Below are 23,629 nucleotides of genomic sequence, written 5' to 3'. Positions count from 1 at the left end.
CTAAAATGGCCTCCGGCCCAATGGCCCACAGTTCACACAGCCATGGAGGGCCATGTTCACCACACTTGCAGACCGTATCCGGGGGCTCGCCTCGCTGTTTTGGCGCGAAGTGGCCAAGTTCGGAGCCGTGGGCGGTGTGGCCTTCGTGATCGACAACGGACTCACGTACTACCTGATGCACGGCCCGATGACCGACAGTGAGGCCAAGGCGCGGTTTGTCGGCGCCTCCGTGGCCACGGTCTTCTCCTGGATCGCCAACCGGCTTTGGACGTTCCGGCACCGCCGGCAGGCCAACGTCCTCCGGGAATTTTTGATGTTCGTCCTCATCAACGGGATAGGCATCGGCATCTCCACGGGCTTCACCGCCCTCGCGAAATACGGGCTGGGCGTCACGGACAAGAACATGCTGTTCCTGGCCGGCGTGGCGGGCATTCTTGTGGCTACCGTGGTCCGCTTCTTCGCGTACCGGTTCCTGGTGTTTAACCAGGAGTTGGACCAGGAACCGGAGTTCTCGCACGACCACGAGCTCATCGAGCTTCACCACCACCACAAGGAGCAGGGCCCAGGCGTGGAGCGCGAAGCGGAGCGTGCACCTTCGAGGGACGGCCGCGCCAAGCCATAGCTGGACAGCTCACGGCGGACGGGTTGGCCGCAGCGGGCCCCGCTCTTTTTTAGCTGCCGTGGATCCGCTCCGCTGCGAGCAGCTTGTCAGTCAGCTCCACATCCGGATGCGTCATGACCACCGATCCATCGTGCCGCCACGCGCCCAACGCGTTGGACAGCGCCCCTTCCAGCCCGTTTCCGGCCGGTACATGCAGGCGAACGCCTTCGTCGTGGCGCGCGGCGAAGCCATTGAGCAGGTCCTGGTGGGAGTACGCGCGGCCGTTGCCAGCCACCACCGCGCACCCCGACGGTTCCGGCTCGGCGTGCGCCATGAACACGTCCCCGTGGGAGCGGACTTCCGCAGCGTAGTCCAGCAAGCCGGCGGCAAGCGTCCCCGGCCACCGCATCGCCAGTGCGGGCAGGGCGACGGCGATGACGGCGTCGTAGTTCCCCTCAACTGACTCCGGATCGGCGGTGACCAGGTAGTCCGCTGCCCCGCCGTCAAGCACGGTTTGCATCCCCACCTGCCAGGCGGCCAGCGCCCAGACCATGGATTTCCAGTGGGCGGGCAGTTCCATGCGCAGGCGCATGCCGGGGGCAGCGTCCAACTCGTCCTGGAGCAGGTTGCTTGTTTTGGCAACCCAGTTGTCCAGGACCCTTCCGGAGAGCTCCACCCGCTCGGCGTCGGGGCCATACCAGGTGAGCCGGGGAGCCGTTGAATTGCCCGAACGGAGCGTTGACATCAGATCAGATAGCGGGTTGCCCATGGCACCATCCTGCCACCGGCGCCGGGCGCAGTCACCGCTGACTGCAAACCCCCGCCGAGGACGGGGTGAGCACTGCAAGGCGGAGTGAGATATATCACAGGCGATACTCAGCCTGCTTGCTATTTCTTGTCTTTGCAGGTATTTTCCGCGCCGTTGGTGGCAATCCGGACGGTTCCTCGGTGCGATTCCGACGTCCCGGCGAGCCACGCCGTGCTCCCGTAATACATTCCCGGGCGTGGCGTACGCGGCCTTCACCATCCGCAGTGATTATTATCCGGCGGCGGCTTGACTCACCCAAGTTACACACGTGTAATTAGAGATAACTAAAGGCAACTGCGTAAATGCCGGCACACAACCGAGTGCCGCGTATCCAGGCAGTTGCTGCAAATCAGGAGGGTCGCCGATGGGGCAAGCAGAGCGTATCCAGGAAGATGCCGTCGTAGCCGGTCAGGCAACGGCAAAGTACCGTGCCCGGGGGGTGCCGAGCGATTGGTACGTGGACCCCGCCGATCCTGATGCTGCCGACCGGTACAACAAGAATGCGGGCGGGCTCTTGGAAGACCAGGCCACTGCATTCCTCGCCGCCCACGAGGCACTTCTTGACGGTGGCGCGGAGCCGGAGGACGACCTCGACCCACCCATGGAAGTGGCCACCGGCGGCGCCAGCCAGCCTGTGTGGATAGGGCTTCCCTTCCAGCAGGATTTCGACGACGAAGGCGAACTGGGCTGGCAGACAGACGCCCTGTGCGCCCAGACGGACCCCGAGGCTTTCTTCCCTGAAAAGGGCGGCTCCACGCGGGATGCGAAAAAAGTCTGCGGGGCCTGCAACGTGCGCTCCCAGTGCCTTGAATACGCGCTGGCAAACGATGAACGGTTCGGCATTTGGGGAGGCCTTTCCGAGCGTGAGCGCCGGCGGCTGAGGAAGCGAGCAATCTAATTCACCAGGAAGTTCATGTCACTGCCGTTGTGGTCGCCCACAACGGCAGTGCCTATCTGCCCAGAACACTCGCCGCCCTGGCGTCCCAGAGCAGGCCTGCCGACTACGCCATCGGTATTGATGCCGGGTCACTGGATGACTCTAAGGTCCTCCTGGAGCGGGCCCTTGGCGAAGCCAACGTCACCAGCCAGCCGCGCGGCAAGGGCGGTATGGGCGCAGCTGTTTCCGCCGTGCTGGCGGAGCTGGCCCCATGGCGGGGGACCGCGGCCCCGGACAGGGCAGAGTGGATCTGGCTGCTGCACGATGATGCAGCACCGGCTCCGCAAGCACTCGCCGAACTGCTCAGCGCCGTTGAAAGGGCGCCGTCGGTCACTGTCGCAGGGTGCAAACAGCTGGACTGGCACGCGGAACGCAAGCTCATCGACGTCGGCCTGTCCACCAGCCGGTGGGCAGAACGGCTCACCCTGATCGATGCCGACGAGCTCGACCAGGGGCAGTACGACGGCCGCAGTGACACCTTCGCCGTGAACTCCGCCGGCATGCTTGTCCGCCGTGACATCTGGGAGCAACTGGGCGGCTTCGACCCCGCATTGCCGGGCAGCGGCGACGACGTCGACTTCTGCTGGCGCAACCGGCTGGCAGGGCACCGCGTCGTCGTTGTGCCGGCAGCGCGCATGTTCCACGTTGCCCACCGGCCACACGCCCTGGGCAATGCGGCCGCGGCCCGGAAAGCCCAGGTCCATCTGCGCCTGAAGCATTCCACGCCATGGATGGTGCCCGTCCATGGAGCCGGGGCACTCCTGGGCAGCCTCTTCAAACTCGTGCTGAGCATCCTGGTCAAGGATCCTGCGCACGGACTGTCACAGTTGGTTGCCACCTGCGCCGCTCTTGGAAGGCCGCGCGCAGTGGCGAAGGCACGCCGCAGCGCCCGGCGGACCCGCCGCATCCGCCGGTCCGTGATCCGTAAGCTCCAAACCCCCAGGCGTGAGGTTTGGAGCCACAGGCGGTCCCTGATGGAGGCGCTCGGCGCGGACAATTCCCCAACGGACGAGCTTGAACAGGATCCTTTGGCGCACCAGCCCAGTGGCGACGCATCGGACGATTTCGCGGCTTTGGCCACCACAAAACGGGGATGGGTGGGCAACGGAGCCCTTGCCGTGGTCATCGTCGCGTCGGTGGCGTCGCTCCTGGCCCTGACAGGACTCTTCCGAGCCGAAGCCGTTTCCGGCGGTGCACTCATTCCTGTCGCTGCAAGCCTGGGCGATATCTGGCACCACGCTTCCAGCTGGTGGATCACCCTTGGGGCAGGGCTGCCCGGGCGCGGAGATCCCTTCGGATACGTCCTGTGGATCCTGGGAGTCCTGGGCGGAGGGGACGCCAACCCGGCCATGTCCTGGTTGCTCCTGCTCGCCACGCCGCTGTCCGGGCTCACGGCATGGTTCGCCGCCGGCGGGCTGACCGTCCGCCGCCGGCTCCGGCTTGCCGCGGCCCTCCTGTGGGCCGCCGCGCCGGCACTCCAGGTCGCGCTCAACCAGGGCAGGGCCGGAGCGCTGATTGCGCACATCATGCTTCCCCTGGTGGTCCTCGCGCTGCTGCGGGCCACCGGTTCAGCAGTGGGACATGGCCGTTTTACGATGCCTTCCCCTGCCGAAGGCCGTCCCGGTGAGAGGCCCCCCATCAGGCCCGGCATCAACGGCACTCCGTCCTGGACCGCCGCGGCCGCAGCGGGCCTTGCGCTGGCGGTTGTTGTGGCGTCGGCGCCCTCACTCCTCGTACCGGCCGTCGTGGTGGTAGTGCTCTGCGGCTTCCTGCCCGGACGCCGCGGCCGGACGGTCTGGTGGGCCCTGCTTCCTACCGCGGCCCTGTTCATTCCCTTCGGGCTCTCCGTCCTCGACAGACCCAGGTCATTGCTGGCCGATCCAGGCCTGCCGCTTGCCTTTGAAGCGGCTCCGTTGTGGCAGCAGGTGCTGGGACAGCCGCTGCGGTTCGATCCGCAAGGCGGACTCGCAGGGCTGCCCGCTTTTGCCGGCGGAAGTGCACCCTGGGCGTTGCTGCTGGCACTCCTGGTCGCTGCTCCGGTACTGGCACTGGCTGTCGCCGGACTGACGGTGCACGGGCACCGCGCCGCCATGGCGAGGGCTTTCTGGGCGGCCGGCGTGCTTGTCCTTGCAGGCGGTTGGCTCGCCGGTCACGTGGCCACTGGAATGAACGCCCAAAACCTCGTGACTCCGTTTTCCGGGCCGGCAGTTTCTGCTGCGGCCTTCGCCCTCCTGGCGGCAGGCATCCTGGGAGCGGAACATCTCCTGACCATGGCGCACAGGGGATCGGCCACCGGCAGCGCCAGGCGCCGGGCGGCCCTCCGGTCCGCCACTGCCGTGGGAATGGCCATCCTGCTAGCGGGGCCCTTGGCCGGCATGGCTGCCTGGTCAGCCCAAAACCTGCTGCGCCCTGCCACGGCCTCCGCCGCCACGGGTGCCGCCTCGCCGGGCGCCGAGACGGCGGGCACACCCACGCCCGATGATGACGCCGGCTCACTCGGAACGCCTCGGCTGGTGGAGCCCGCCAACCCGCGCACCCTGCCTGCCACGGCCATTGACCGCGGCACCGGGCCTGAGCAGACACGCACGCTGCTGATCAGTACCCGGGACAACGGGACGTTTGACGCCTCACTGATGCGCGGTGCCGGAACCACCCTGGACAGCCTCTCCACGATTGCGTCCGCGCGGAACATCATCGGGAGCCCGGGCGCCGAAACCATCCGCGACGACGACGATGTCACCGCCGCCGTCCGTCGCGTGGTGGCCACGATCGTCGCCGGCCAGGGCGTTGACCCCCGGAACGATCTCGAACAGCTGGGCGTGGGCTTCGTTGTCCTCCGCTCCGCTGACACGGCTGCCCAGCTGACCGCCAGCCGGGTGGACGCGGTACCGGGCCTTGTTGCCGTGGGCCAGACCGACGTGGGGTGGCTCTGGCGGATCACTCCGCTGAACCAGCCGGCGCTGCAGGCTGCAGACATTGCGCACCGCGTGCGGATCGTCGACGGAAGCGGTGCTGCCATCGGGCTGGTTCCCTCCGGCTACAGCGACGTGGATGCCCCTGTTCCGGCCGGTCCTGAGGGCCGCCTTGTGGTGCTGGCCGAACGAGCGGACGCCGGCTGGACCGCCTGGCTTGACGGCCGCAAACTGACTGCGACTACTTCCGGCTGGTCGCAGGCGTTCACGCTTCCCGCATCGGGAGGCCAGCTCACCATCCGCTACGAAAACCCCTGGGCCCTGGGGGCGGCCATTGCGCAGATCACGGTGATCGGCCTGACGGTCCTGCTCGCCATTCCGATGCCGGCCAGGAGGCCACGGACGGGCATCTCCCGGGATGAGGGCTCTCTGCGTAAGGAACACCAGAATGCATGAGCACACCACGCCGTCGCCGGAGACCCAGTCCTCCGGCGGCCCCGGCAAGCCGTTGGACGACATAAACATAGTGAGCCCGGACACCGGGGATTCCGGGCAGCGGCCCCAGCGGCAGGGTCGCAAAACCACGATCGTGGGGCTGGCATCCGCTGCAATGATCCTCGCCTGCGCAGGAGCGGTCGTGGCAGGGGGATCACTGCTGCCACCGCCGGAATCGAGCCGCGCGGTAGCCGCAGCAGCGGCAGCCGTCCCCGCCGGGACGAGCCTGGGCGTTTGTCCGGGACCTGCCCGGTTGCTGGAGGGCACCGAAGCCGGCGTGGACCCCCAGTTCAGCCCGGTATCAGCCACCGCGGCCAGCGCCGTGACGGGCGCGGTCCTCGGCGCGGCAGGAATACTGCCGGCCAGCCGCCTGTCCGGGCTGGACGGGACAACCGCCGTCGAAATCTCCGAAGGGCCCGGCCAGGGCACTTCTGCCGGAGCACCGCAGGAACTCCTGGCAGGCGTGGTGGCGGCCCGTCCCGTGGAGAAGGTGAGCGTGCTGAGCGCCGACGCATTGGCGAACCAAAAAGCCTCCGCTGCTGCGGCTATGAAGTTCACCGCCACCGATGGGGATCTTCAGGGCACTGCAGCATCCAACTGCCACCAGCCCTCGAACGACCAGTGGATCGCGGGGGCAAGCACCACCGTGGGCCGGGCATCAGTGCTGCTGTTGACCAACGCCTCCAGCACGCCCGCCACCGTCAGCCTGGAGCTCTTCGGTGCTGAGGGCCAGATCCAGGCCCCCGGGAGCAGGGGCCTGCTGGTTGCGCCGGGCACTTCGCGGGCCGTGGTCCTCGCCGGGCTGGCGCCGGGGGAGGAGCAGCTGAGCGTCCGCGTCCGGAGTGCGGGCGGGCCGGTTGCCGCGGTCATCCAGCAGAGCGTCCTGCGGGGCCTCACGCCCGGAGGCGTTGACTTCATAGCCCCGGGAGCGGCTCCGGCCGTGCGGCAGGTCATGACAGGAGTAGATATCCAGGATCCCGCCGGGCTGTCCCAGCTCACGGGAAAACCGGGGTACGGGGACGCTGGACCGGCGCTGCACCTGACAGTTCCGGGTCCATCGGATGCAGTGATGGAAGTCCGCCTTTACGGCCGGGACGGTCAGGTTGCCCTGCCCTCGGGCGGGGTCATCACTGCAAAGGCGGGAGCAGTCACCGAAATCTCCCTCGCGGGTGTCCCGGCCGGGCAGTACACGGTGGCGGCATCCTCGGACGTTTCGTTCGTCGCCGCGACCCGGGTCACCCGCGGGCTCCAGGACGGCCAGCCCTCAGATGTTGCCTGGGCCGCGGCCGGAGTGCGGCTGGGCAGCCAGCACGTCGTTCCGGTCCCGCAGGGCGGGATCCGCAGCCTGGTGTTCGGTGCCCTGGACACCAGGGCAACCATCACGTACGCCGCCATTACGTCGGACGGGAAAGTCCGCGCACCGGCCACCGCCGATATCGCCGGCGGAACCACGTCCTCGATCGCCGTTCCGGAGAAGGAGGGCGACACCGACGTGGTGGGATACGTAGTGTCCGCGTCAGGGGATGCCGCCTACGGTGCCGTCCTGATCCAACAGGATGGCAGGAGCGACGTCTCAACCCTGGCGTTCCTGGCAGCGGCGGCGGGCCAGGAGACAGTGCCCGTTACCCTGAGCCACTAGGAGCCTCAGCCGCTGGTTTTACCCTCGGCCAACCCCGGAAGGTCAGTACCTGCGGCGGTAGACCGGGTCGAGGGTTTCGGGTGCCACTCCCAGCATCTCTGCGGTGTGTTCCACCACAACGTCATGGACCAGGTCCTGGAGCTCTTCGGGGCCGGGGCAGCCCTGCTCCACCACACGCCGGTAGACCGTGATCATTGGCCCTTCGCCGTCCGCGGCTGGAGTGTAGGAGCCCATCGGCGCCGACGCGGAGTTGGCCGCCAGCTGTTCGAGGTCGGGAGGGATCTCATCGACGCCGAACCGCACGCCGTCCAGCGTCTTGCCCCAAATGTCGTGCAGCCTCTGTGCGGAGTCCATCACCATGTCATCAAAGCGGTCCGAGCGTGTCCGGTAGCCGGGGTGCGTGGGGAGCATGACTTCCCCGCGGAGTCCGCGTCCGTGGCGGTTCCGGCGGCGCATCATGAAGCTCTTGCCGGAGGAGCCGGTGCCCGGATTACCGGGGGCATCCGGACCAGCCAACCGGACCGTGAAACCTGATTTCTGGTTCGATGACTGCATACATCGACTCTAAACCCGGGGGAACATTTATGCGATACATTCCCCCGGCGGCCGGGACGCGTCGGGCCGGCCCGGCAATGCAGGGTTTTGGTGCGGACACGGAGTAGTCTGTGATGTCGTGGGAGCTATCCGTCAGTGTTCAAGATCTGCCTGCCGCCAGTCAGCGGTGGCTACCCTGACGTACGTCTACGCAGATTCCACCGCTGTCCTTGGTCCCCTGGCCACCTTCGCGGAGCCGCATTGCTACGATCTGTGCGAGCAACACGCCGACTCACTGACCGTTCCCCGCGGCTGGGAAGTCCTGCGGCTGGCCATGCCGTCAACACCGCAGCAGCCGGGCCCCGACGACCTCCTGGCCCTCGCCAATGCGGTGCGGGACGCAGCGGCCCTCCCGGCCCAGGGCCAGCAGCAGCCGGCGCAGCGCGCGCCCCATTCGGCGCTGGAAGCACCGGCCGGCGCCGAAGGCACACGCAGGGGACACCTGCGCGTCCTGCGTGAACCCTCCTGACACCCTCTGGCGGTAGGCTGGTAACTGCACACCAGTCCGCTACCGGCGCGAGCGCGCCCGCCAGGGAGCACCAAAAATGCCACATGTCAGTCCTGAGCTGCTGTCCGTCCTCCGCTGTCCTGTGACGGGTTCAGCCCTGGTGCAGGAAGGCGAGGTACTGGTGGCGGCCGTTGCCGGGGATTCCGGAGTGAAGCCGCGCTACGCCATCGAGGACGGGATACCGCTCCTCCTGCCGCCCGAACTGCTGGCAGCGGCGACCGCGGCAGGATCGGACCAGCACGATTCAACCCCCGCGACGGGCCAGACCGCATAGCAGCGCTGCCCGCCTGGACGCAGGCGCCACGGCCGCCGTCGAACTTTACACAGCAGTACCGGAAGGCACAGCACTTTCGGACAGGACGAAGGACTACCAATGACTTTTGATTACAAGGTTGCCGACATCACCCTGGCGGAAGCCGGGCGGCACCAGATCCGCCTTGCCGAACACGAGATGCCGGGCCTGATGTCGCTCCGTGCCGAGTTCGGCCCCACGCAGCCGCTCAAGGGCGCCCGGATCGCCGGATCCCTGCATATGACCGTACAGACCGCTGTGCTGATCGAGACGCTCACGGCGCTTGGTGCCGAGGTCCGGTGGGCCTCCTGCAACATCTTCTCCACGCAGGACGAGGCCGCCGCGGCCGTAGTGGTCGGAAACGGAACCGTCGAGGACCCCCAGGGCGTTCCCGTGTTTGCCTGGAAGGGTGAGACGCTGGAGGAATACTGGTGGACTGCCGAGCAGATCCTCACGTGGCCCGGCGCGGACACTAACCCGGACCTCGGCCCGAACATGATCCTCGACGACGGCGGAGACGCCACCATGCTGGTCCACAAGGGCGCCGAATTCGAAGCACTTGGTGCCGTCCCGGCAGCCGCCGACGACGAGTCCGAGGAAGGCCGCGTCTTCCTCGAGGTGTTGCGCGCCTCGCTGCAGGCCGACCCGCAGAAGTGGACCCGGATCGGATCCCGCCTGCTGGGCGTCACGGAGGAAACCACCACCGGCGTGCACCGCCTCTACCAGCTCGCGGAGCAGGGCAAGCTGCTGTTCCCGGCCATCAATGTCAACGACTCCGTCACCAAGAGCAAGTTCGACAACAAGTACGGCATCCGGCACTCCCTGCCGGACGGCATCAACCGCGCAACGGACGTCCTGATGGGCGGCAAGATCGCCGTCGTCTGCGGCTACGGCGACGTGGGCAAGGGCGCGGCCGAGGCTTTCCGTGGCCAGGGATCCCGCGTCATCGTCACGGAAATCGATCCCATCTGCGCGCTCCAGGCAGCCATGGACGGCTACCAGGTGGCAAAACTGGAATCCGTCCTCAGCGTCGGCCACATCTTCATCACCACCACCGGCAACAAGGACGTCATCCTGGCCGAGCACATGGCCGGGATGCGGGACAAGGCGATCGTTGGGAACATCGGTCACTTCGACAACGAGATCGACATGGCCGGACTGGCCCGCATCCCCGGCATCAAGAAGGTCGAAATCAAGCCGCAGGTGCACGAGTGGGTACTCGACGAGGGAACAGACCGGGAGCGCTCCATCATCGTGCTGTCCGAAGGACGCCTGCTGAACCTCGGAAACGCCACCGGACACCCGTCATTCGTGATGAGCAACTCCTTCGCCAACCAGACCATCGCGCAGATCGAGCTCTTCACCAAGAGCAACCAGCCGGAAGGGGAACGGGAGTACGGGAACCAGGTATACGTGCTGCCCAAGATCCTCGACGAGAAGGTCGCACGGCTGCACCTCGACGCCCTCGGCGTGGAACTTACCGAGCTGTCAAAGGAGCAGGCTGCGTACCTCGACCTCGACGCCGCCGGCCCCTACAAGCCCGAACACTATCGTTACTAAGAAGTAAAGTGCCCGGGCGCCCAGCGCGCCCGGGCCGTTACTTTCTGCGCCTAGGATCAAAACATGGAGCCTGAAGTCCCGTCCCGCCGTCCCGGTCGAATGAAGAAGGTCTTTGTGGTGGCGGCTGTCTGCCTCCTCGCAGCCGTGGGCGGCGTCTTCGCCGCTGTCGCGCCGGACATCGCCCGCGGTGCCATCGAATCCGAGGCCAGCTCTGCCGTGAGGACGTCCCCGGGCATCGCAGCTCCGGTGGTGGCGCCGGTTACCTTCGACGCCGCGCCGGCAGACGGCGCGAAACAGGTCAATCCTGCAGCGCCGGTCTCCTTGAAGGTCGCTAACGGGACCATCGAACGCGTCACCCTCACCAGCACCGGCGGCGAGGCCGTGGAGGGCTCCATCGACCCCCAGGGAACCGGCTGGACCGCTGCGGGCCCCTTGAAGTTCAACACTGACTACAGCTACACCTACGTGGTCAAGGACGGCGCGGGACGGGAGAGCAGCACCACCCAGTCCTTCAGTACCGTCTCCAGCTCCCATGAGGCCGACGCCGCCATCTACCCCCTGGACGGCATGAAAGTTGGCGTGGGCCAGCCGTTGCAGGTCATCTTCAGCGAGCCCGTGGTCAACCGCGAGGCCGTGGAGAAAGCCATCAGCATTACCAGCAGTGCAGGCCAGACGGGCGCCTTCCACTGGCACAGCGACACCATGGTCAGGTACCGGCCGGAGAACTTCTGGGCCGCCAACTCCACTATTGCCATGGACATGAAGCTGTTCGGGGTTGACCTCGGCAATGGGCAAATCGCCAACTTCAACAAGAAGGTGAACATCTCCATCGGGGACAAGAAGGTGGCGGTGGCGGACTCAGCCGCTCATACGTTCACGCTGAGCGTCAATGACCAGGTAGTCAAGACACTCCCGGTCAGCATGGGGGACAAGCGCTTCCCGTCAGCCCGAGGCTACGGGGTGCTGATGGAAAAGAAGCGCTACGACCACTTCCGGGCCTCAAGCATCGGACTCAAGCCGGACGATCCTGCCTACTACGGGGACGTTGACGTGGAATACACCATCCGCCTCACCCTCAGCGGCGCCTACATCCACCAGGCGCTTGAGTCTGCCTATCCGTTCATTGGCAACGCGAATGTCTCGCATGGCTGCATTGGGTTCGCTCCCGACGGCGCTGCCTGGGTCTTCGACAACATGGGCACCGGCGACGTTGTGCAGATCGTGAACACTGAGGGCGACTACGCGGCCCATGATGACGGGTTCGGCGACTGGAACATCCCGTGGAGCGAGTACGACAACTAGCTCAGCTTCCGAAAGGAAGTCGCTGCAGCCGTTCACCGATATCCGTGTTGCGCCGGCGTGATTCCATCAGCCTGGCCAGGTCCCGGCTCCGGCGTTCAGCAACGACGGCGGCAAGGAAGTCGTCCGCGCTGGTTCCGGCCGGCGGGGGAGGGGCCACATGGGCGGACAGTTCCGTGGCGATGGACGCGGCCATTTCTGACCGGGACGCCGGCGCCATCCGTCCTGCCTGCCGGATGAACTGGGAAGCCCTGCGCGCCGTCGGGTCGGGAATCCGTCCAATGTCCGCGGCGGCAGCCCAGGCGCGGAGCCGCGGCGGTACAAACACTGGAACCGGCTGCTCCACGGGCACGCGGGTGCGGACCGCGTAGGTTCCGGCCATCAGGTCTCCGAGCCGCCGCGACCTGTCATTGAACAGCGCAACGGTCAGCGCCAGCCCGCCGAAGGTCAGGTAGATTTCCAGGAATCCGGTCAGCCCGCGGATGACGGCGTGGCGGAAACGGATGGCACCACCGTCGTCCCTGACCACGCGAAGGCCGGTGGCCAGCTTCCCCAGGGAGCGGCCGCGGCTCAGCGTTTCAACTGCTACAGGGACGATGACCAGGCAGAAGACCACGCTGGCCAGCGTCAGGGCACGGGCAGCAGCCCCATCCAGGTCCTCTCCAGCAGCGGCAAGCCCGATCAGGATCGCAATGAGCAGGATGATGTTGAAGGCGACATCCAGGACCAGCCCAAGGGCGCGGGCCGCGAAAGATGCCGGCCGCAGCTCCAGGACCACGGCCTCGCCCGTGATGATCGAACTCACTGTTCTTCCCCGTTCCGCCGCCCTCCCGGTGCGGTCGCTCAAAGTCTAGTGCGGTGGCGCTAGGCTGGTCGCGTGGATATGGACGCCTTTTCCGCAGCCAACGCGGACAAGTGGGCACGGCTGCACGAGCTCGCCGCCAAGGCCAGGCTCTCCGGCCGCGAGGCCGATGAGCTGCTCGCCCTGTACCAGTCCACGTCCGCCCACCTCTCCCTGATCAGGTCAGTTGCCCCCGAGAGCGGGCTTTCCGCCTCGCTGTCCGCCACCCTGGCGCAGGCCCGGACACGCTTCACCGGGGCCAGGTCCAACGTGCCTGCGGACCTGGCACGGTTTTTTGTGGTGGCCCTTCCGGCGGCGTTTTACCGATTGACCTGGCTCACGCTGGCATGTGGAGCTGCCTTCATCCTCATAGGCGCGGCCTACGCGCTGTGGATCGGCACGTCCCCCGAGGCGCTGCGGGCAGTGGCCACCGAAGCAGCGGCCAGGCAGTACGTCGAGGAAGACTTCATCGACTACTACTCTGAAAACCCCGCGGCGTCTTTTGCCGGTGCCGTGTGGACCAACAACGCCTGGATCAGCGCCCAGGCCGTAGCCCTGGGGATTACGGGCTTCTGGGTACCAATGATCCTGTTCAGCAACGCCCAGGGCGTGGGCATCGCGGCCGGAATCTTCGCCGCCGCGGGCAAAAGCGACGTTTTCTTCAGCTACATCCTGCCGCACGGACTGATGGAACTCACGGCCGTGTTCATCGCCTGCGCGGCCGGCCTTCGGATCTTCTGGGCCATGGTGTCGCCGGGCAGGATGACCCGGGGACGGGCTGTTGCCGAGGAGGGCAGGTCCCTGGTCACTGTTGCCTTGGGCCTTGTCCTTGTGCTGTTTGTTTCGGGCCTGGTTGAAGGATTCGTGACCCCCAGTGCGCTGCCGGTGTGGGCCAAGATCGGGATCGGAGCCGCTGTCCTGGCGGCGTACTGGTTCTATGTGCTGAGGTGGGGCAGGCCGGCCTACCTTGCGGGAGAACGCGGGGATCTTCGGCGCGAGGACGCGGGCTACACCGAAATCGCTGCCTGAATCGTTGTAATTCCGCCGGGGTGGTTCCTCGTCCAGCCCAAGGCCCGGACGGTAGGCTCGACACCAGATAAGTGCGCCGGCTGAGCCCGGCCCGGCGCAGGAACACGACGGAAGTGACGCTGCTGTGAAAGACGAAAAACCGGTCCGCGCCAAGAGCGCCGAGCCGCAGCCGGAACCTCATCTGGACACGTCCGCGGACTCCGACGAGCCCGCGTTTTCCTGGCTGACCCCCGCAGCAAAGGGCTCCAGCACGGCATCGGGGTCCTCCGCTTCGCCCGCTGGTTCCGCCCCGCCTGCTGCTTCCGCCACTGAGGACGGCCCGGCCCCTGCCTCATCCACCGTTGACGGCGAATCCCCACGCCAGGGCGCCGGCGCTCCTTCGGCAGCTGCGCCGAGTTCTGCCGTTGCCATGGGCGCAGGAACTGCCCCGGCCCACCGGGACGGGTCCCTCCAGCCGGAGAGCAGGGCCGACCGAAAGGCCGCTGAAGCTGCCGCTGAGGGCCCGGGGGAGGACAGTTCCCCGGTCTTCAAGGAACCGCTCCCCACCTCCGCGCTGCAGGTCCGCCCGCCGGAGGAAGAGGTGGAACGCCGCAATGCCCAACGGGAGAGCGCCGCCAACGCCAAACCTGTGGCGCCGCGGGTTATGCAGGTCCTGCTCGCCATCTTCTTCCCGCTGGTCTTGCTGATCCTGGCTGTCCGGGCGGTAACCAGCCCGCTGTTCCTGTGGGTGGAGTACAACCGGCCCGGGTTCCCCGGCGACGGGTACGGCTTCAGCACGGATGACCGGATGACGTACGGCTCCTACGCCGTCGATTACCTGAGCAACTGGTCCGGCCCGCGCTACCTGGGGGACCTGGTGCACCGCGGCGGCGACAAGCTGTTCAAGGACGGCGAGGTGAGCCACATGGCGGACGTCAAACTCGTGATCCTGTCCACGTTCGGCGCCGGTCTCCTGCTGGTCCTGTTCAGCATTATCGCCATCCTTTACCTCCGGAAGCGAAGCACCGGCGGAGTCCGGAGGGGCCTGTTCGCGGGTTCCATCATCACCTTGGTGACCATCCTGGGCCTGGGCACGCTGGCCGTCCTGGGCTGGCAGCAGTTCTTTACCGAGTTCCACCGCATTTTCTTCGCAGACGGCTCCTGGACGTTCAGCCTGGACGACACCCTCATCCGGTTGTTCCCCGGCCAGTTCTGGATTGATGCCGGCTTGGTGATTGCGGGCCTGGTGCTGCTGGCCGCACTCGTGACCCTGGTCCTCACCTGGCCCACCCGCCGGCGGCGCGGCCTGGCCAAGGACCGGGCGGCGGCACCCGCCGCAGGCGCGGAATAAGCACAACGCGCCTGGCAGCCGGGGGACTGCACTAGGCGTACAGTTTGGTGATTTCCTCGGCGTAGTCGCGCACGACGGCGGCCCGCTTCAGTTTGAGGGACGGCGTCAAGTGGCCTGACTCCACAGTGAACTGGGCGTCCAGGAGCGAGAAGCTGCGGATGGACTCCGCCTTCGACACGAGCAGGTTGGCGTGGTCCACCGCTTCCTGGACTGCCGCGAGGACGTCCGGATCGCCGACCGCTTCGCCCACTGCCAGGGCCGGCAGGCCCCGTTCGGAGCGCCAGTTGTCCACGCCCTCCGGGTCCAGGGTCACCAGCGCCGAGACGAAGGGCTTGGCGTCGCCCACCACCACGGCATGGCCTACCAGCTGGTGGCCGCGGATCTTTTCCTCGAGCGGGCCCGGCGCCACGTTCTTGCCGCCCGCGGTGACCAGCAGGTCCTTCTTGCGGCCGGTGACGGTGAGGAACCCCTGCGCATCAAGTTCCCCGAGGTCGCCGGTCCGGAAAAATCCGTCTGCGAAGGCCTCTGCATTCGCGGAGGGGTTGTTGTGGTAGCCCTTGAACACACCGATCCCCTTGACCAGGATCTCGCCGTCCTCTGCCACCCGGATGGTGGTGCCCGGGACCGGTATGCCCACTGAGCCCACGCGGGTCCGGGCAGGGGTGTTGGCCGTGCACGGTGCCGTGGTTTCGGTCAGGCCGTAGCCCTCCAGCACGGGTATCCCCGCGCCACGGAAAAAGTGGGCGTCATCGGGGGACAGTGGGCTGGCGCCGGATACGGTGTACCCGACTTGACCGCCCAGGGCCTGCCGCAGCCGGGGATACAGGAGCCGGTCAAAGAGCGCGTGCCGGGCGCGGCAGAGCAGCCCGGGACCATCGCCTTGGCCGCGGTTGCGCCGGTCCTCCTCCCGCGAGTATTCAATGGCAGCGCGTGATGCCGCCCTGAAAAGCCGCGCCTTGCCCGCCAGCGCCGCCTTGTGGGCAGCGGTAGCCCGTACTTTTTCGAAGATCCGCGGCACCACCAGCAGGAACGTGGGCCGGAACGTGCCCAGGTCCTCCAGGAGCTGCGCCGCTCCCGGCGTGTGGCCGAGGGTGGCCCCGGCGGTAAGGCAGACCACCTGCACGGCGCGGGCCAGCACGTGCGCCAGCGGCAGGAACATCAGGGTGCGCGCCTGGTGCTGCAGCAACAGCTCCGGAAGGAACGCCACGATGTTCTTCGCCACCAGGGCGAAATTCCCGTGGGTGATCTCGCAGCCCTTGGGATTGCCCGTGGTGCCTGAGGTGTAAACCAAGGAGGCAATGTCATCCAGCCCGGCCTGGCTGCGGTGCCGCTCAAGCTCCGCGTCCGTGACCCCTGCCCCCGCAGCGGCGAGGCTGGCAAGGTCCGGCGCGTCGCCGTCGTAATCCATCCTCACCACGTTGACGAGCCGGTCCCGAAGCACGTCGGACCCAGCCACCACACCGGACACCAGGGCGGCAAGGCCGCGGTCCCCGGCAAAGACGCGGCGTACCCCCGCGTCCTGGATGATCCACTCCACCTGCCGCGCGGAGGACGTTTCGTAGATGGGAACCGTCACGCCGCCTGCAAACCAGATGGCAAAGTCCACCAGGGTCCACTCATAGGAGGTGGGGGACATGACCGCCACTTTGTCTCCGGGCTCGATGCCGCCGGCTATCAGGCCCTTGGCCAGGGCAGTGACATCATGCAGGAATTTTGCGGCCGTAACGTCCACCCAGCCATTCGGCCCTTTCCGCCGGTAGAGGGCGTGGGCCGGGTTGGCGGCATGCTGCTCCAGCAGCAGGTCAGTGACGTTGCTGGCGGCGTCAAGCTCAACCAGCAGCTCCGTGCTCGCTTCTCTCACAGCAGGTCTCCGTTCCGCTGCCACGCCGCGGCAGCGGCTCCGTTGGGGGTCTGATGCCATCCTGCCCTAGATCCAGGACGGCATCCACATCCGGACTTTCCAGGCGTCGTAGGGAATCGTTTCGGCCGCCCAGACAGGGTAGAAGAAGGCGGACAGCAGGATGACGGCAGCAACGAACAGTGCCGCCAGGTAGAGCCCCGACCTGCGGCGCCAGGGCGGGTCGGAAGCCCTGCCCAGGACGAGGCCCAGGCAATATACGAGCGCCAGGATGAGGAAAGGCTCGAAGGACACCGCGTAGAAGTAGAACATGGTCCGCTCGGGGTACAGGAACCACGGCAGGTAGCCTGCGCCCACGCCGGCCAGAATGGCGCCGGCGCGCCAGTCCCGCCGGCCGGCCCACCAGAACAACAGGACCACCAGGGAAATGACGGCGCCCCACCAGATCAGCGGATTTCCCACGGACAGGATCGCAGATGTGCATTTTTCCACCGCGCAGCCAGGGCTGCCCTGCGGCGGCGTTTCGTAGAAGAACGACGTCGGCCTGCCGAGTACCAGCCAGCTCCAGGCGCTGGCCTCGTACGGGTGGTCCGATCCAAGCCCCTGGTGGAACGTGTAGGCCTCCCGGTGGTAGTGGGCCAGTGAGCGGACAGCGTCCGGCAGCCATGCCCACTCGGCCGAAGGGTTGCTTTCCGCCCACCTGCGGAAGTACGCGTTCCCGGACCGGAACCACCCTGTCCACGAAATCGCGTACACGACTGCTGCCACCGGCACCATGCTGAGGAAAGCCGGGACTCCGTCCTTGATGACGCCGCCGCTGATCCAGCCGCGGACGCCCGCAACCCGCCGGGCGTTAAGGTCCCACAGAACCGTGAGGAGCCCGAAGCCGGCTAGGAAGAAGAGCCCCGACCATTTGGTTCCGACGGCGAGCCCCAGGCACACCCCCGCTGCCACGCGCCACCACCGGATGCCCAGCCAGGGACCGGACAGCAGCTGGACCGCCGTCGGACGCCCTCCGTTGTCCGCGGCGGCCCGTGCCAGCCGCAGCGCCAGCCGCCGCCGGCCGCTGTCCCGGTCCAGCAGCAGGGCCCCGAACGCAGCCAGCACCCAGAACATCAGGAAGATATCCAGCAGCGACGTTCGGGACATGACCAGGTGGTGGCCGTCCACGGCCAGGAGGAGTCCGGCCGCCCCCGCCAGGGGCAGCGACCGGAAAAGCTTCAGGGCGATCAGGGACAGGAGCAGGATGGACAGCGTCCCGGTCAGTGCTGCCGCGAACCGCCAGCCAAAAGGGTTCTCCGGGCCGAAGAGTCCCATGCCGGCGGCAATCATCCACTTGCCCACGGGCGGATGGACCACATACTCGGGGGAGTCCAGCAGCACCCCGGGGTTTCCGGCGTTGAATGCGTCATTGGCTTTGTCCGGCCAGCCGCGTTCATAGCCGCTGACCAGGTAGGAGTAGGCATCCTTGACGTAATACGTTTCGTCGAAGACCAGCTTGGGCGGCGCCTCAAGCCGGACAAACCTGAGGATCCCGCCGGTGACGGCGGTCAGGACGGGGACCAGAAGGAACCACAGCCGCAGCGACGGCGGGTAGTCGCGCCCTCCGCGGGCGTTGCCCAGCAGCCGTGCCAGCAGGGCTTCGAGCGTGAAGGCCTCGGCGGGGCGGCTGACCCAGGGCCGCAGGGGGGAAGTGCCGGTGCCGACTGCTGTCTCCCCGGTTTCATCGCCGGCTGCCGCGGGGGCGGCCTGTCCGGCCCCGCCCGGCCGCGTCGAGGTCTGCGTCACCAGCCCATGCTACCGTTTGCGGCCGGCGGTCCCGGGCAGCAGTAGGCTGGTGGCGTGGACCCTAACCCCAGCACCCTTCCTGACTCCGGCCCGGCACCTGCGGGGCGCATCGTGCTTGCCGCCACCCCGATCGGAAACACCGGTGACGCTTCCGCGCGGCTGGTGGAACTGCTGGGAACCGCAGACATCGTGGCTGCCGAGGACACCCGCCGCCTGCACCGCCTGGTCCAGAGCCTGGGCGTCACCGTGGCCGGGCGGGTTATCAGTTACCACGAGCACAATGAGGCCACCAAGACGGCCGAACTGCTGGCACAGGTGCAGGCAGGAAGCACCCTGGTGATGGTCACCGACGCCGGGATGCCCTCAGTCTCGGATCCTGGTTTCCGCCTGGTTGAAGGGGCGGTCGCGGCCGGCCTCACCGTAACGGCGGTCCCGGGGCCGTCAGCGGTACTCACTGCGCTCGCATTGTCCGGCCTGCCCACGGACCGCTTCTGCTTTGAGGGGTTCCTTCCGCGGAAGGCCGGTGAGCGGGCGTCACGGCTGGCCGAGCTTGCCGGGGAGCGCAGGACCATGGTGTTCTTCGAGGCGCCGCACCGGCTGGAGGTGATGCTCCGGGCACTGCGCGAACGGTTCGGCCCGGACCGTCCCGTTGCAGTATGCCGTGAGCTGACCAAGACGTATGAAGAGGTCATCCGCGGCACCCTCAGCGAACTCCTGGTGTGGGCGGAAAGCACGGACATCAGGGGCGAGATCGCTGTTGTCCTCGGCGGGGCGCCGGAAAAGGCGCCCGGGACGCCGGAGGACCATGTGGCAGCGGTGAACGAACTCGTGGCCCAGGGCATCCGGCTCAAGGAGGCAGTGGCAGCGGTGGCCGAGGACGTCCGGGTGAGTAAGCGGGAGCTCTACTCCGCGGTCCTGGCGGCCCGCTGACGTTCCAGGGCTACGTGCCGGACAGCTGTGCAGCTGCACAGCAACGCCATGATGCGGCAGTGCGCAACGGCGTAGACCTGCCGGAAGCCGCCGCAGTAGTCTGGCAGTAATCCAGCCTGTATGGGCCCGGTCACTCCGGCCGCCGCCAAGGGGCTGCACCAACCCTACTGACGAGGGAGTCATCGTGACTGTCACTGCACAGCCGGCCGTTTCCGCAGACCGCGAAAGCGCCCTTCTGGCCTCTGTCCCCACTGGCCTGCTCATCAACGGCGAATGGCGGGACGCCATCTCCGGGAAGACCTTCGACGTCGAGGATCCCGCCACCGGTAAGGTCCTGCTCAGCATCGCCGACGCCGGTGCCGAGGACGGGAAGGCCGCGCTGGACGCTGCCGCCGCGGCGCAGGAGTCCTGGGCGAAGGTCCCGCCTCGCGAACGGGGCGAGATCCTGCGCAGGGCGTTTGAGCTCGTGACCGAGCGGGCCGAGGACTTCGCGCTGCTGATGACGATGGAGATGGGCAAGCCGCTGGCCGAGGCCCGGGGTGAGGTCACCTATGGTGCCGAGTTCCTGCGCTGGTTCTCAGAGGAAGCCGTCCGCGCGTTCGGCCGCTACTCGGTGTCCCCGGATGGCAAGTCCCGGCTGCTGGTGACCAAGAAGCCGGTGGGCCCGTGCCTGCTGATCACGCCGTGGAACTTCCCGCTGGCCATGGCCACCCGCAAGATCGCCCCGGCCGTCGCCGCAGGCTGCACCATGGTCCTGAAGTCAGCGAACCTGACCCCGCTGACCTCCCAGCTGTTCGCCGCCGTCATGATGGAAGCCGGCCTGCCCGCCGGTGTCCTGAACGTCATCCCCACCTCCACCGCCGGCGCCACCACCGGGCCGCTGATCAAGGACTCCCGGCTGCGGAAGCTCTCCTTCACCGGTTCCACCGAGGTGGGCCGCCGGCTGCTCTCGGACGCCTCGGAGACGGTCCTGCGCACGTCCATGGAGCTCGGCGGGAACGCCCCGTTCCTGGTCTTCGAGGACGCCGACCTGGACGCCGCCGTCGCCGGGGCCATGCTCGCCAAGCTGCGGAACATGGGCGAGGCCTGCACCGCGGCGAACCGGTTCATCGTCCACGAGTCCGTCGCGGCCGAGTTCGCGGAGAAGTTCGCCGCGAAGATGAAGGACATGACCACCGCCCGCGGCACCGAGCCCGAATCCAAGGTGGGCCCGCTGATCGATGCCAAGAGCCGGGACAAGGTCCACGAGCTGGTCTCCGACGCCCTCGCCTCCGGCGCCACGGCGGTCCTGGGCGGCGGGCCGGTGGACGGGCCGGGGTACTTCTACCAGCCCACCATCCTCTCCGGCGTCACCGAAGGCACCCGCATCCTGTCCGAGGAAATCTTCGGCCCCGTGGCCCCGATCATCACCTTCAGCACCGAAGACGACGCCGTGCGCCTGGCCAACAACACCGAATACGGGCTCGTGGCCTACGTCTTCACCAAGGACCTCAACCGTGGGATCCGGATGGGCGAGAAACTCGAGACCGGCATGCTCGGCCTGAACGCCGGGGTCATCTCCAACGCCGCAGCACCCTTCGGCGGCGTCAAGCAGTCCGGCCTCGGACGCGAAGGCGGCCTCGAAGGCATCGAGGAATACCTCTACACCCAGTACATCGGCATCGCCGACCCCTACGCCGGATAACACCGGCAGCGGCAATCAGCTGCCGCTCTGCCGCCGGAGGCCGTCGCGTGCTCCCCGCCTGGAAAGACCAAGGCGGGAGCGCGCGGCGGCTTTCGCCGTCCTGCGCAGGATCCGGCCCGTGGCCAGGAACGGTGCAGCAAGCAGCCTGCCCAGCCGTCCCATGACCGACGGCGGAAGCCAGGCGGCCTGAAGCCGGCGCGCCAACCCCGCGTTGGCATGCAGCGACGATTCCACCGCCGTAACCTGCGCTGCCACGGTCCCTCCGGCGCCGCGCGCGGAACCGGACTGTCCGCCGTCGGCCGCCCCTTCGGTGAGGGCACCGGACGGAGGGCCATAGCTGTGGCGTTCGAAGCCGGCCGTGAGCGCCGCGACGGCCTGGTGCGCCGCCTGGTCCAGGTTGCCGGCATCGCCCAGCAGCCCGCCACGCAGCCTGGCTGAGTAAGCGCGCGGCGTTTCACTCGATCCGGGGGCAAGGCCATAATCGGTGCCGAGGTCCAGCAGCTCACGCCAGCCCAGGGGCAGCGCGCTGCCAGGGTCCCGGGGCCGCAGCCGCTGGGCCCTGATGCCCGCACGGATGAGCCGGGGCGTGGCCAGCAAAAGCGCTATCCCCAGGACTCCTGCCGTCCCCAGCAGCCACGGCAGGAGTTGCACACCCGAATCGGCACTTCCGCCGCCGCCGGGGGCAGGGGCCGCGCTGGCGCTCGGCGCAGGGGTGGGAGCCGGGGTGGCATCGGGCAGCAGGTCTTCATTGTTGTCCAGCACGTCGGGAGCGGCGGAGGTGGATGACTCCGTGGCGTAGTCGGGAACCACGCCACGGGAGGGTGTGGGTTCGAACGGCACCCAGCCCAGGCCCTGGAAGTAGAGTTCCGGCCAAGCGTGGGCATCGCGTGCGTCCACCTCATATTCCGGCAGTGCTCCCTGGCCGGCCACCGACACCGTGGCACCGGTGAGCCTGCCGGGTGCATAGCCCACCGCGATGCGGCTGGGGATCCCTTCGAGCCGCGCCATCACGGCCATCGCGGACGCGTAGTGGATGCAGTATCCGCTCTTTTGTTCCAGGAAGTCGGCCAGGACCGAAAGGCCGTTGCCGTCATAGCCTCCCTGCACCGGAGACTGCAGGGAATAGGTGAACTCCGCCGACCGGAGGTACTTCTGGATGGCCATCGCCTTTGCGTAGGGTGTGCCCGTCCCCGCAATGGTATCGGCGGTGCTGCGGACAATGTCCGGAACGTTGCCGGGAATCCTGGTGAAGTCCTCCGGGATGCCCTGGACGGCGGCCGAAGACTGTGCCAGGAGCCCTGCCGTCAGCCTGGGGGCGGTGGACGTGACCAGGTATTCCTGCCGCCGCGACGTGGTGGTGTCCGAACCTTTGATGCTCAGGGTTGCCGGATCCCAGGTCCACCGCCCGTTGAGTCCGCGGACCGATTCCGGGGCATAGGGAGCAGGAAGGTAGGGGCTGCTGAAACTGCCGGCGTCGATGGCGGTGACCAGCCGTTGCTGTTCGTCCGCCAGGACCGTGTAGCCGGGATCAATGCGGCCGCCCAGGGGCAGCCGGGAAGCGTCACGGTCGTCCGGGCCCCAGGAGTCGCCGTCGAAGTGGTCCACGGTGACCGAGCGCAGGTACAGCGGGGTGGACGCATTCGTGGCGTAGGTGATCCGCCCGCTGCCGTCCGGTGTCCGCAGGCTGTTGCCCAGCGTGATCATCGGGTTCAGGCCAGTGGACGTGCCCCACGGGTTGAGCCGCGAACCTTGCGGAAATGTTCCTTGGTCAAAGCCGGGAATTGCCATGGGCACCACCAGGGTGGCGGCGAGGGCGACAGATCCCGTGAGCACGGCGCGCTTGAGCTGGCCCGGACTCCTGGCGGAATCTGTCTGGAGCCGGACGCCGGGGGCGAAATACTGGCTGCAGGCGAGGATCGCCAGGTATCCCGCCACGCTGAAGGCGAATCCCCAGAATCCCACGCTTTGCGGTTTGATCATGGCCGGCACCACCAGGACGGCCAGCAGCCCCGCCCCGGCCGCAGCGGGTATGCCGAGCGGCACCGCCAGGGCGTCCACCAGGATGACTGCCAGGCCCAGGACAGCGCAGATGACCATGACGATACCCACGTTGGGTGCCACGGGCGCCGTCTCGGAAAGTACGGTTTCGCTGGCCCTTCGGATGAGGCGGTCAAGCTCCACCAGGGTTCCGCCGGTGGGAATGAATCCGGCAACGCTGGAGCCGCGGAAGAATGTCAGGGTCAGGATGGCGGCCAGTGAGATGAATCCCCCGGCCGTCACCAGCAGGGGCTGGGCCCGCACGGAGCGAAGGGCAGCCAGCGTCAGGCTGACCACCAGCACGGTGGTCAGGGCAGGCCAGTACCAGCCCCAGCCGCGGAGCACCCCGTTCAGTGAAAGGGCGGCGCCGGAGACAGCCAGGGCGATGGCGCCGGCCATGGCCCAGGGGTACGCGCCAACCCGGCGCCGGGCGGTGGTTTTCTCTTCCCGGCTGCCGGACTGCCGGCTGGCTCCCGGCATGCGTGTT

Annotated in this window: 18 protein-coding genes; 12 read left to right on the top strand and 6 right to left on the bottom strand. The window is 67.6% G+C overall.

The window, feature by feature from the left end; genetic code table 11:
• The first annotated feature begins 52 nt into the window (after positions 1–52).
• Positions 53–622: a GtrA family protein gene (locus tag ACIQF4_RS06850; protein WP_350003805.1), complete on the top strand. Its 570-nt coding sequence runs from the start codon at positions 53–55 to the stop codon at positions 620–622.
• Positions 623–671: 49 nt separating this feature from the next.
• On the opposite strand, the gene ACIQF4_RS06845 is transcribed toward ACIQF4_RS06850, so the two are convergent.
• Complete coding sequence (locus ACIQF4_RS06845) at positions 672–1,370, bottom strand: TIGR03089 family protein (protein ID WP_400515344.1); 699 nt, start codon at positions 1,368–1,370, stop codon at positions 672–674.
• A 403-nt stretch (positions 1,371–1,773) separates the two neighbouring features.
• Between ACIQF4_RS06845 and ACIQF4_RS06840 the strand changes: the two genes are divergently transcribed.
• The 3 genes from ACIQF4_RS06840 to ACIQF4_RS06830 are packed head-to-tail and all read left to right on the top strand — an operon-like array spanning position 1,774 to position 7,392.
• Positions 1,774–2,307 (top strand): WhiB family transcriptional regulator, encoded by a 534-nt coding sequence (locus ACIQF4_RS06840; protein ID WP_400515347.1) that lies wholly within the window; start codon positions 1,774–1,776, stop codon positions 2,305–2,307.
• A 29-nt stretch (positions 2,308–2,336) separates the two neighbouring features.
• Entirely contained in the window at positions 2,337–5,714 is a 3,378-nt protein-coding gene (locus tag ACIQF4_RS06835) for a glycosyltransferase family 2 protein (RefSeq protein ID WP_400515350.1), read from the top strand.
• The gene (locus ACIQF4_RS06830; protein ID WP_400515353.1) at positions 5,707–7,392 is read left to right on the top strand and encodes a DUF5719 family protein; all 1,686 of its coding nucleotides are present in this window, start codon (positions 5,707–5,709) and stop codon (positions 7,390–7,392) included. The genes ACIQF4_RS06835 and ACIQF4_RS06830 overlap by 8 nt, the downstream gene beginning before the upstream one ends.
• Positions 7,393–7,434: 42 nt before the next feature.
• On the opposite strand, the gene ACIQF4_RS06825 is transcribed toward ACIQF4_RS06830, so the two are convergent.
• A complete protein-coding gene (locus ACIQF4_RS06825) occupies positions 7,435–7,947 on the bottom strand; it encodes a metallopeptidase family protein (protein ID WP_231457268.1) in 513 nt (170 codons plus the stop codon).
• A 118-nt stretch (positions 7,948–8,065) separates the two neighbouring features.
• Here ACIQF4_RS06825 and ACIQF4_RS06820 point away from each other — a divergent pair, with 118 nt between their 5' ends.
• The 4 genes from ACIQF4_RS06820 (at position 8,066) to ACIQF4_RS06805 (ending at position 11,648) form a co-directional block, all read left to right on the top strand.
• Positions 8,066–8,455 (top strand): DUF3499 domain-containing protein, encoded by a 390-nt coding sequence (locus tag ACIQF4_RS06820; RefSeq protein ID WP_400515355.1) that lies wholly within the window; start codon positions 8,066–8,068, stop codon positions 8,453–8,455.
• Positions 8,456–8,531: 76 nt separating this feature from the next.
• Positions 8,532–8,768 (top strand): hypothetical protein, encoded by a 237-nt coding sequence (locus ACIQF4_RS06815; RefSeq protein ID WP_400515357.1) that lies wholly within the window; start codon positions 8,532–8,534, stop codon positions 8,766–8,768.
• 99 nt (positions 8,769–8,867) lie between these two features.
• A complete protein-coding gene (gene ahcY, locus ACIQF4_RS06810; protein WP_400515360.1) occupies positions 8,868–10,346 on the top strand; it encodes an adenosylhomocysteinase in 1,479 nt (492 codons plus the stop codon).
• A gap of 63 nt (positions 10,347–10,409) precedes the next feature.
• Positions 10,410–11,648: an Ig-like domain-containing protein gene (locus ACIQF4_RS06805; RefSeq protein WP_400515362.1), complete on the top strand. Its 1,239-nt coding sequence runs from the start codon at positions 10,410–10,412 to the stop codon at positions 11,646–11,648.
• A gap of 1 nt (position 11,649) precedes the next feature.
• On the opposite strand, the gene ACIQF4_RS06800 is transcribed toward ACIQF4_RS06805, so the two are convergent.
• Positions 11,650–12,450 (bottom strand): RDD family protein, encoded by an 801-nt coding sequence (locus ACIQF4_RS06800; protein ID WP_400515364.1) that lies wholly within the window; start codon positions 12,448–12,450, stop codon positions 11,650–11,652.
• A 72-nt stretch (positions 12,451–12,522) separates the two neighbouring features.
• Here ACIQF4_RS06800 and ACIQF4_RS06795 point away from each other — a divergent pair, with 72 nt between their 5' ends.
• Together ACIQF4_RS06795 and ACIQF4_RS06790 are read left to right on the top strand one after the other, a co-directional pair.
• A complete protein-coding gene (locus tag ACIQF4_RS06795) occupies positions 12,523–13,515 on the top strand; it encodes a stage II sporulation protein M (protein WP_350003796.1) in 993 nt (330 codons plus the stop codon).
• 124 nt (positions 13,516–13,639) lie between these two features.
• The gene (locus tag ACIQF4_RS06790) at positions 13,640–14,845 is read left to right on the top strand and encodes a TIGR01906 family membrane protein (protein ID WP_400515366.1); all 1,206 of its coding nucleotides are present in this window, start codon (positions 13,640–13,642) and stop codon (positions 14,843–14,845) included.
• Between the two features lie 31 nt (positions 14,846–14,876).
• Here ACIQF4_RS06790 and ACIQF4_RS06785 read toward each other — a convergent pair whose 3' ends face one another.
• Positions 14,877–16,706, bottom strand: coding sequence for an AMP-dependent synthetase/ligase (locus ACIQF4_RS06785; RefSeq protein ID WP_400515368.1), 1,830 nt, complete (start codon positions 16,704–16,706; stop codon positions 14,877–14,879).
• 66 nt (positions 16,707–16,772) lie between these two features.
• Positions 16,773–18,491, bottom strand: a complete 1,719-nt coding sequence (locus ACIQF4_RS06780; protein WP_400515371.1) for a dolichyl-phosphate-mannose--protein mannosyltransferase — start codon at positions 18,489–18,491, stop codon at positions 16,773–16,775.
• 54 nt (positions 18,492–18,545) lie between these two features.
• Here ACIQF4_RS06780 and rsmI point away from each other — a divergent pair, with 54 nt between their 5' ends.
• Both rsmI and ACIQF4_RS06770 read left to right on the top strand, forming a co-directional pair.
• Positions 18,546–19,421 carry a 16S rRNA (cytidine(1402)-2'-O)-methyltransferase gene (rsmI, locus tag ACIQF4_RS06775; protein WP_350003792.1) on the top strand — a complete coding sequence of 292 codons (876 nt, stop codon included), beginning with the start codon at positions 18,546–18,548 and terminating at the stop codon, positions 19,419–19,421.
• Positions 19,422–19,605: 184 nt separating this feature from the next.
• On the top strand, positions 19,606–21,105 hold the full coding sequence (locus tag ACIQF4_RS06770) for an NAD-dependent succinate-semialdehyde dehydrogenase (RefSeq protein WP_350003791.1): 1,500 nt from the start codon (positions 19,606–19,608) through the stop codon (positions 21,103–21,105).
• A 15-nt stretch (positions 21,106–21,120) separates the two neighbouring features.
• Here the strand turns inward: ACIQF4_RS06770 and ACIQF4_RS06765 are convergent, their stop codons facing one another.
• Entirely contained in the window at positions 21,121–23,622 is a 2,502-nt protein-coding gene (locus ACIQF4_RS06765; RefSeq protein ID WP_400515373.1) for a DUF3488 and DUF4129 domain-containing transglutaminase family protein, read from the bottom strand.
• Positions 23,623–23,629 lie beyond the last annotated feature (7 nt).

The organism is Pseudarthrobacter sp. NPDC092202 (assembly GCF_044755505.1).
Taxonomy (GTDB): domain Bacteria; phylum Actinomycetota; class Actinomycetes; order Actinomycetales; family Micrococcaceae; genus Arthrobacter.
The sequence above is the reverse complement of the archived record's forward strand: the minus strand, read 5'-3'. Positions and strand labels throughout refer to the sequence as shown.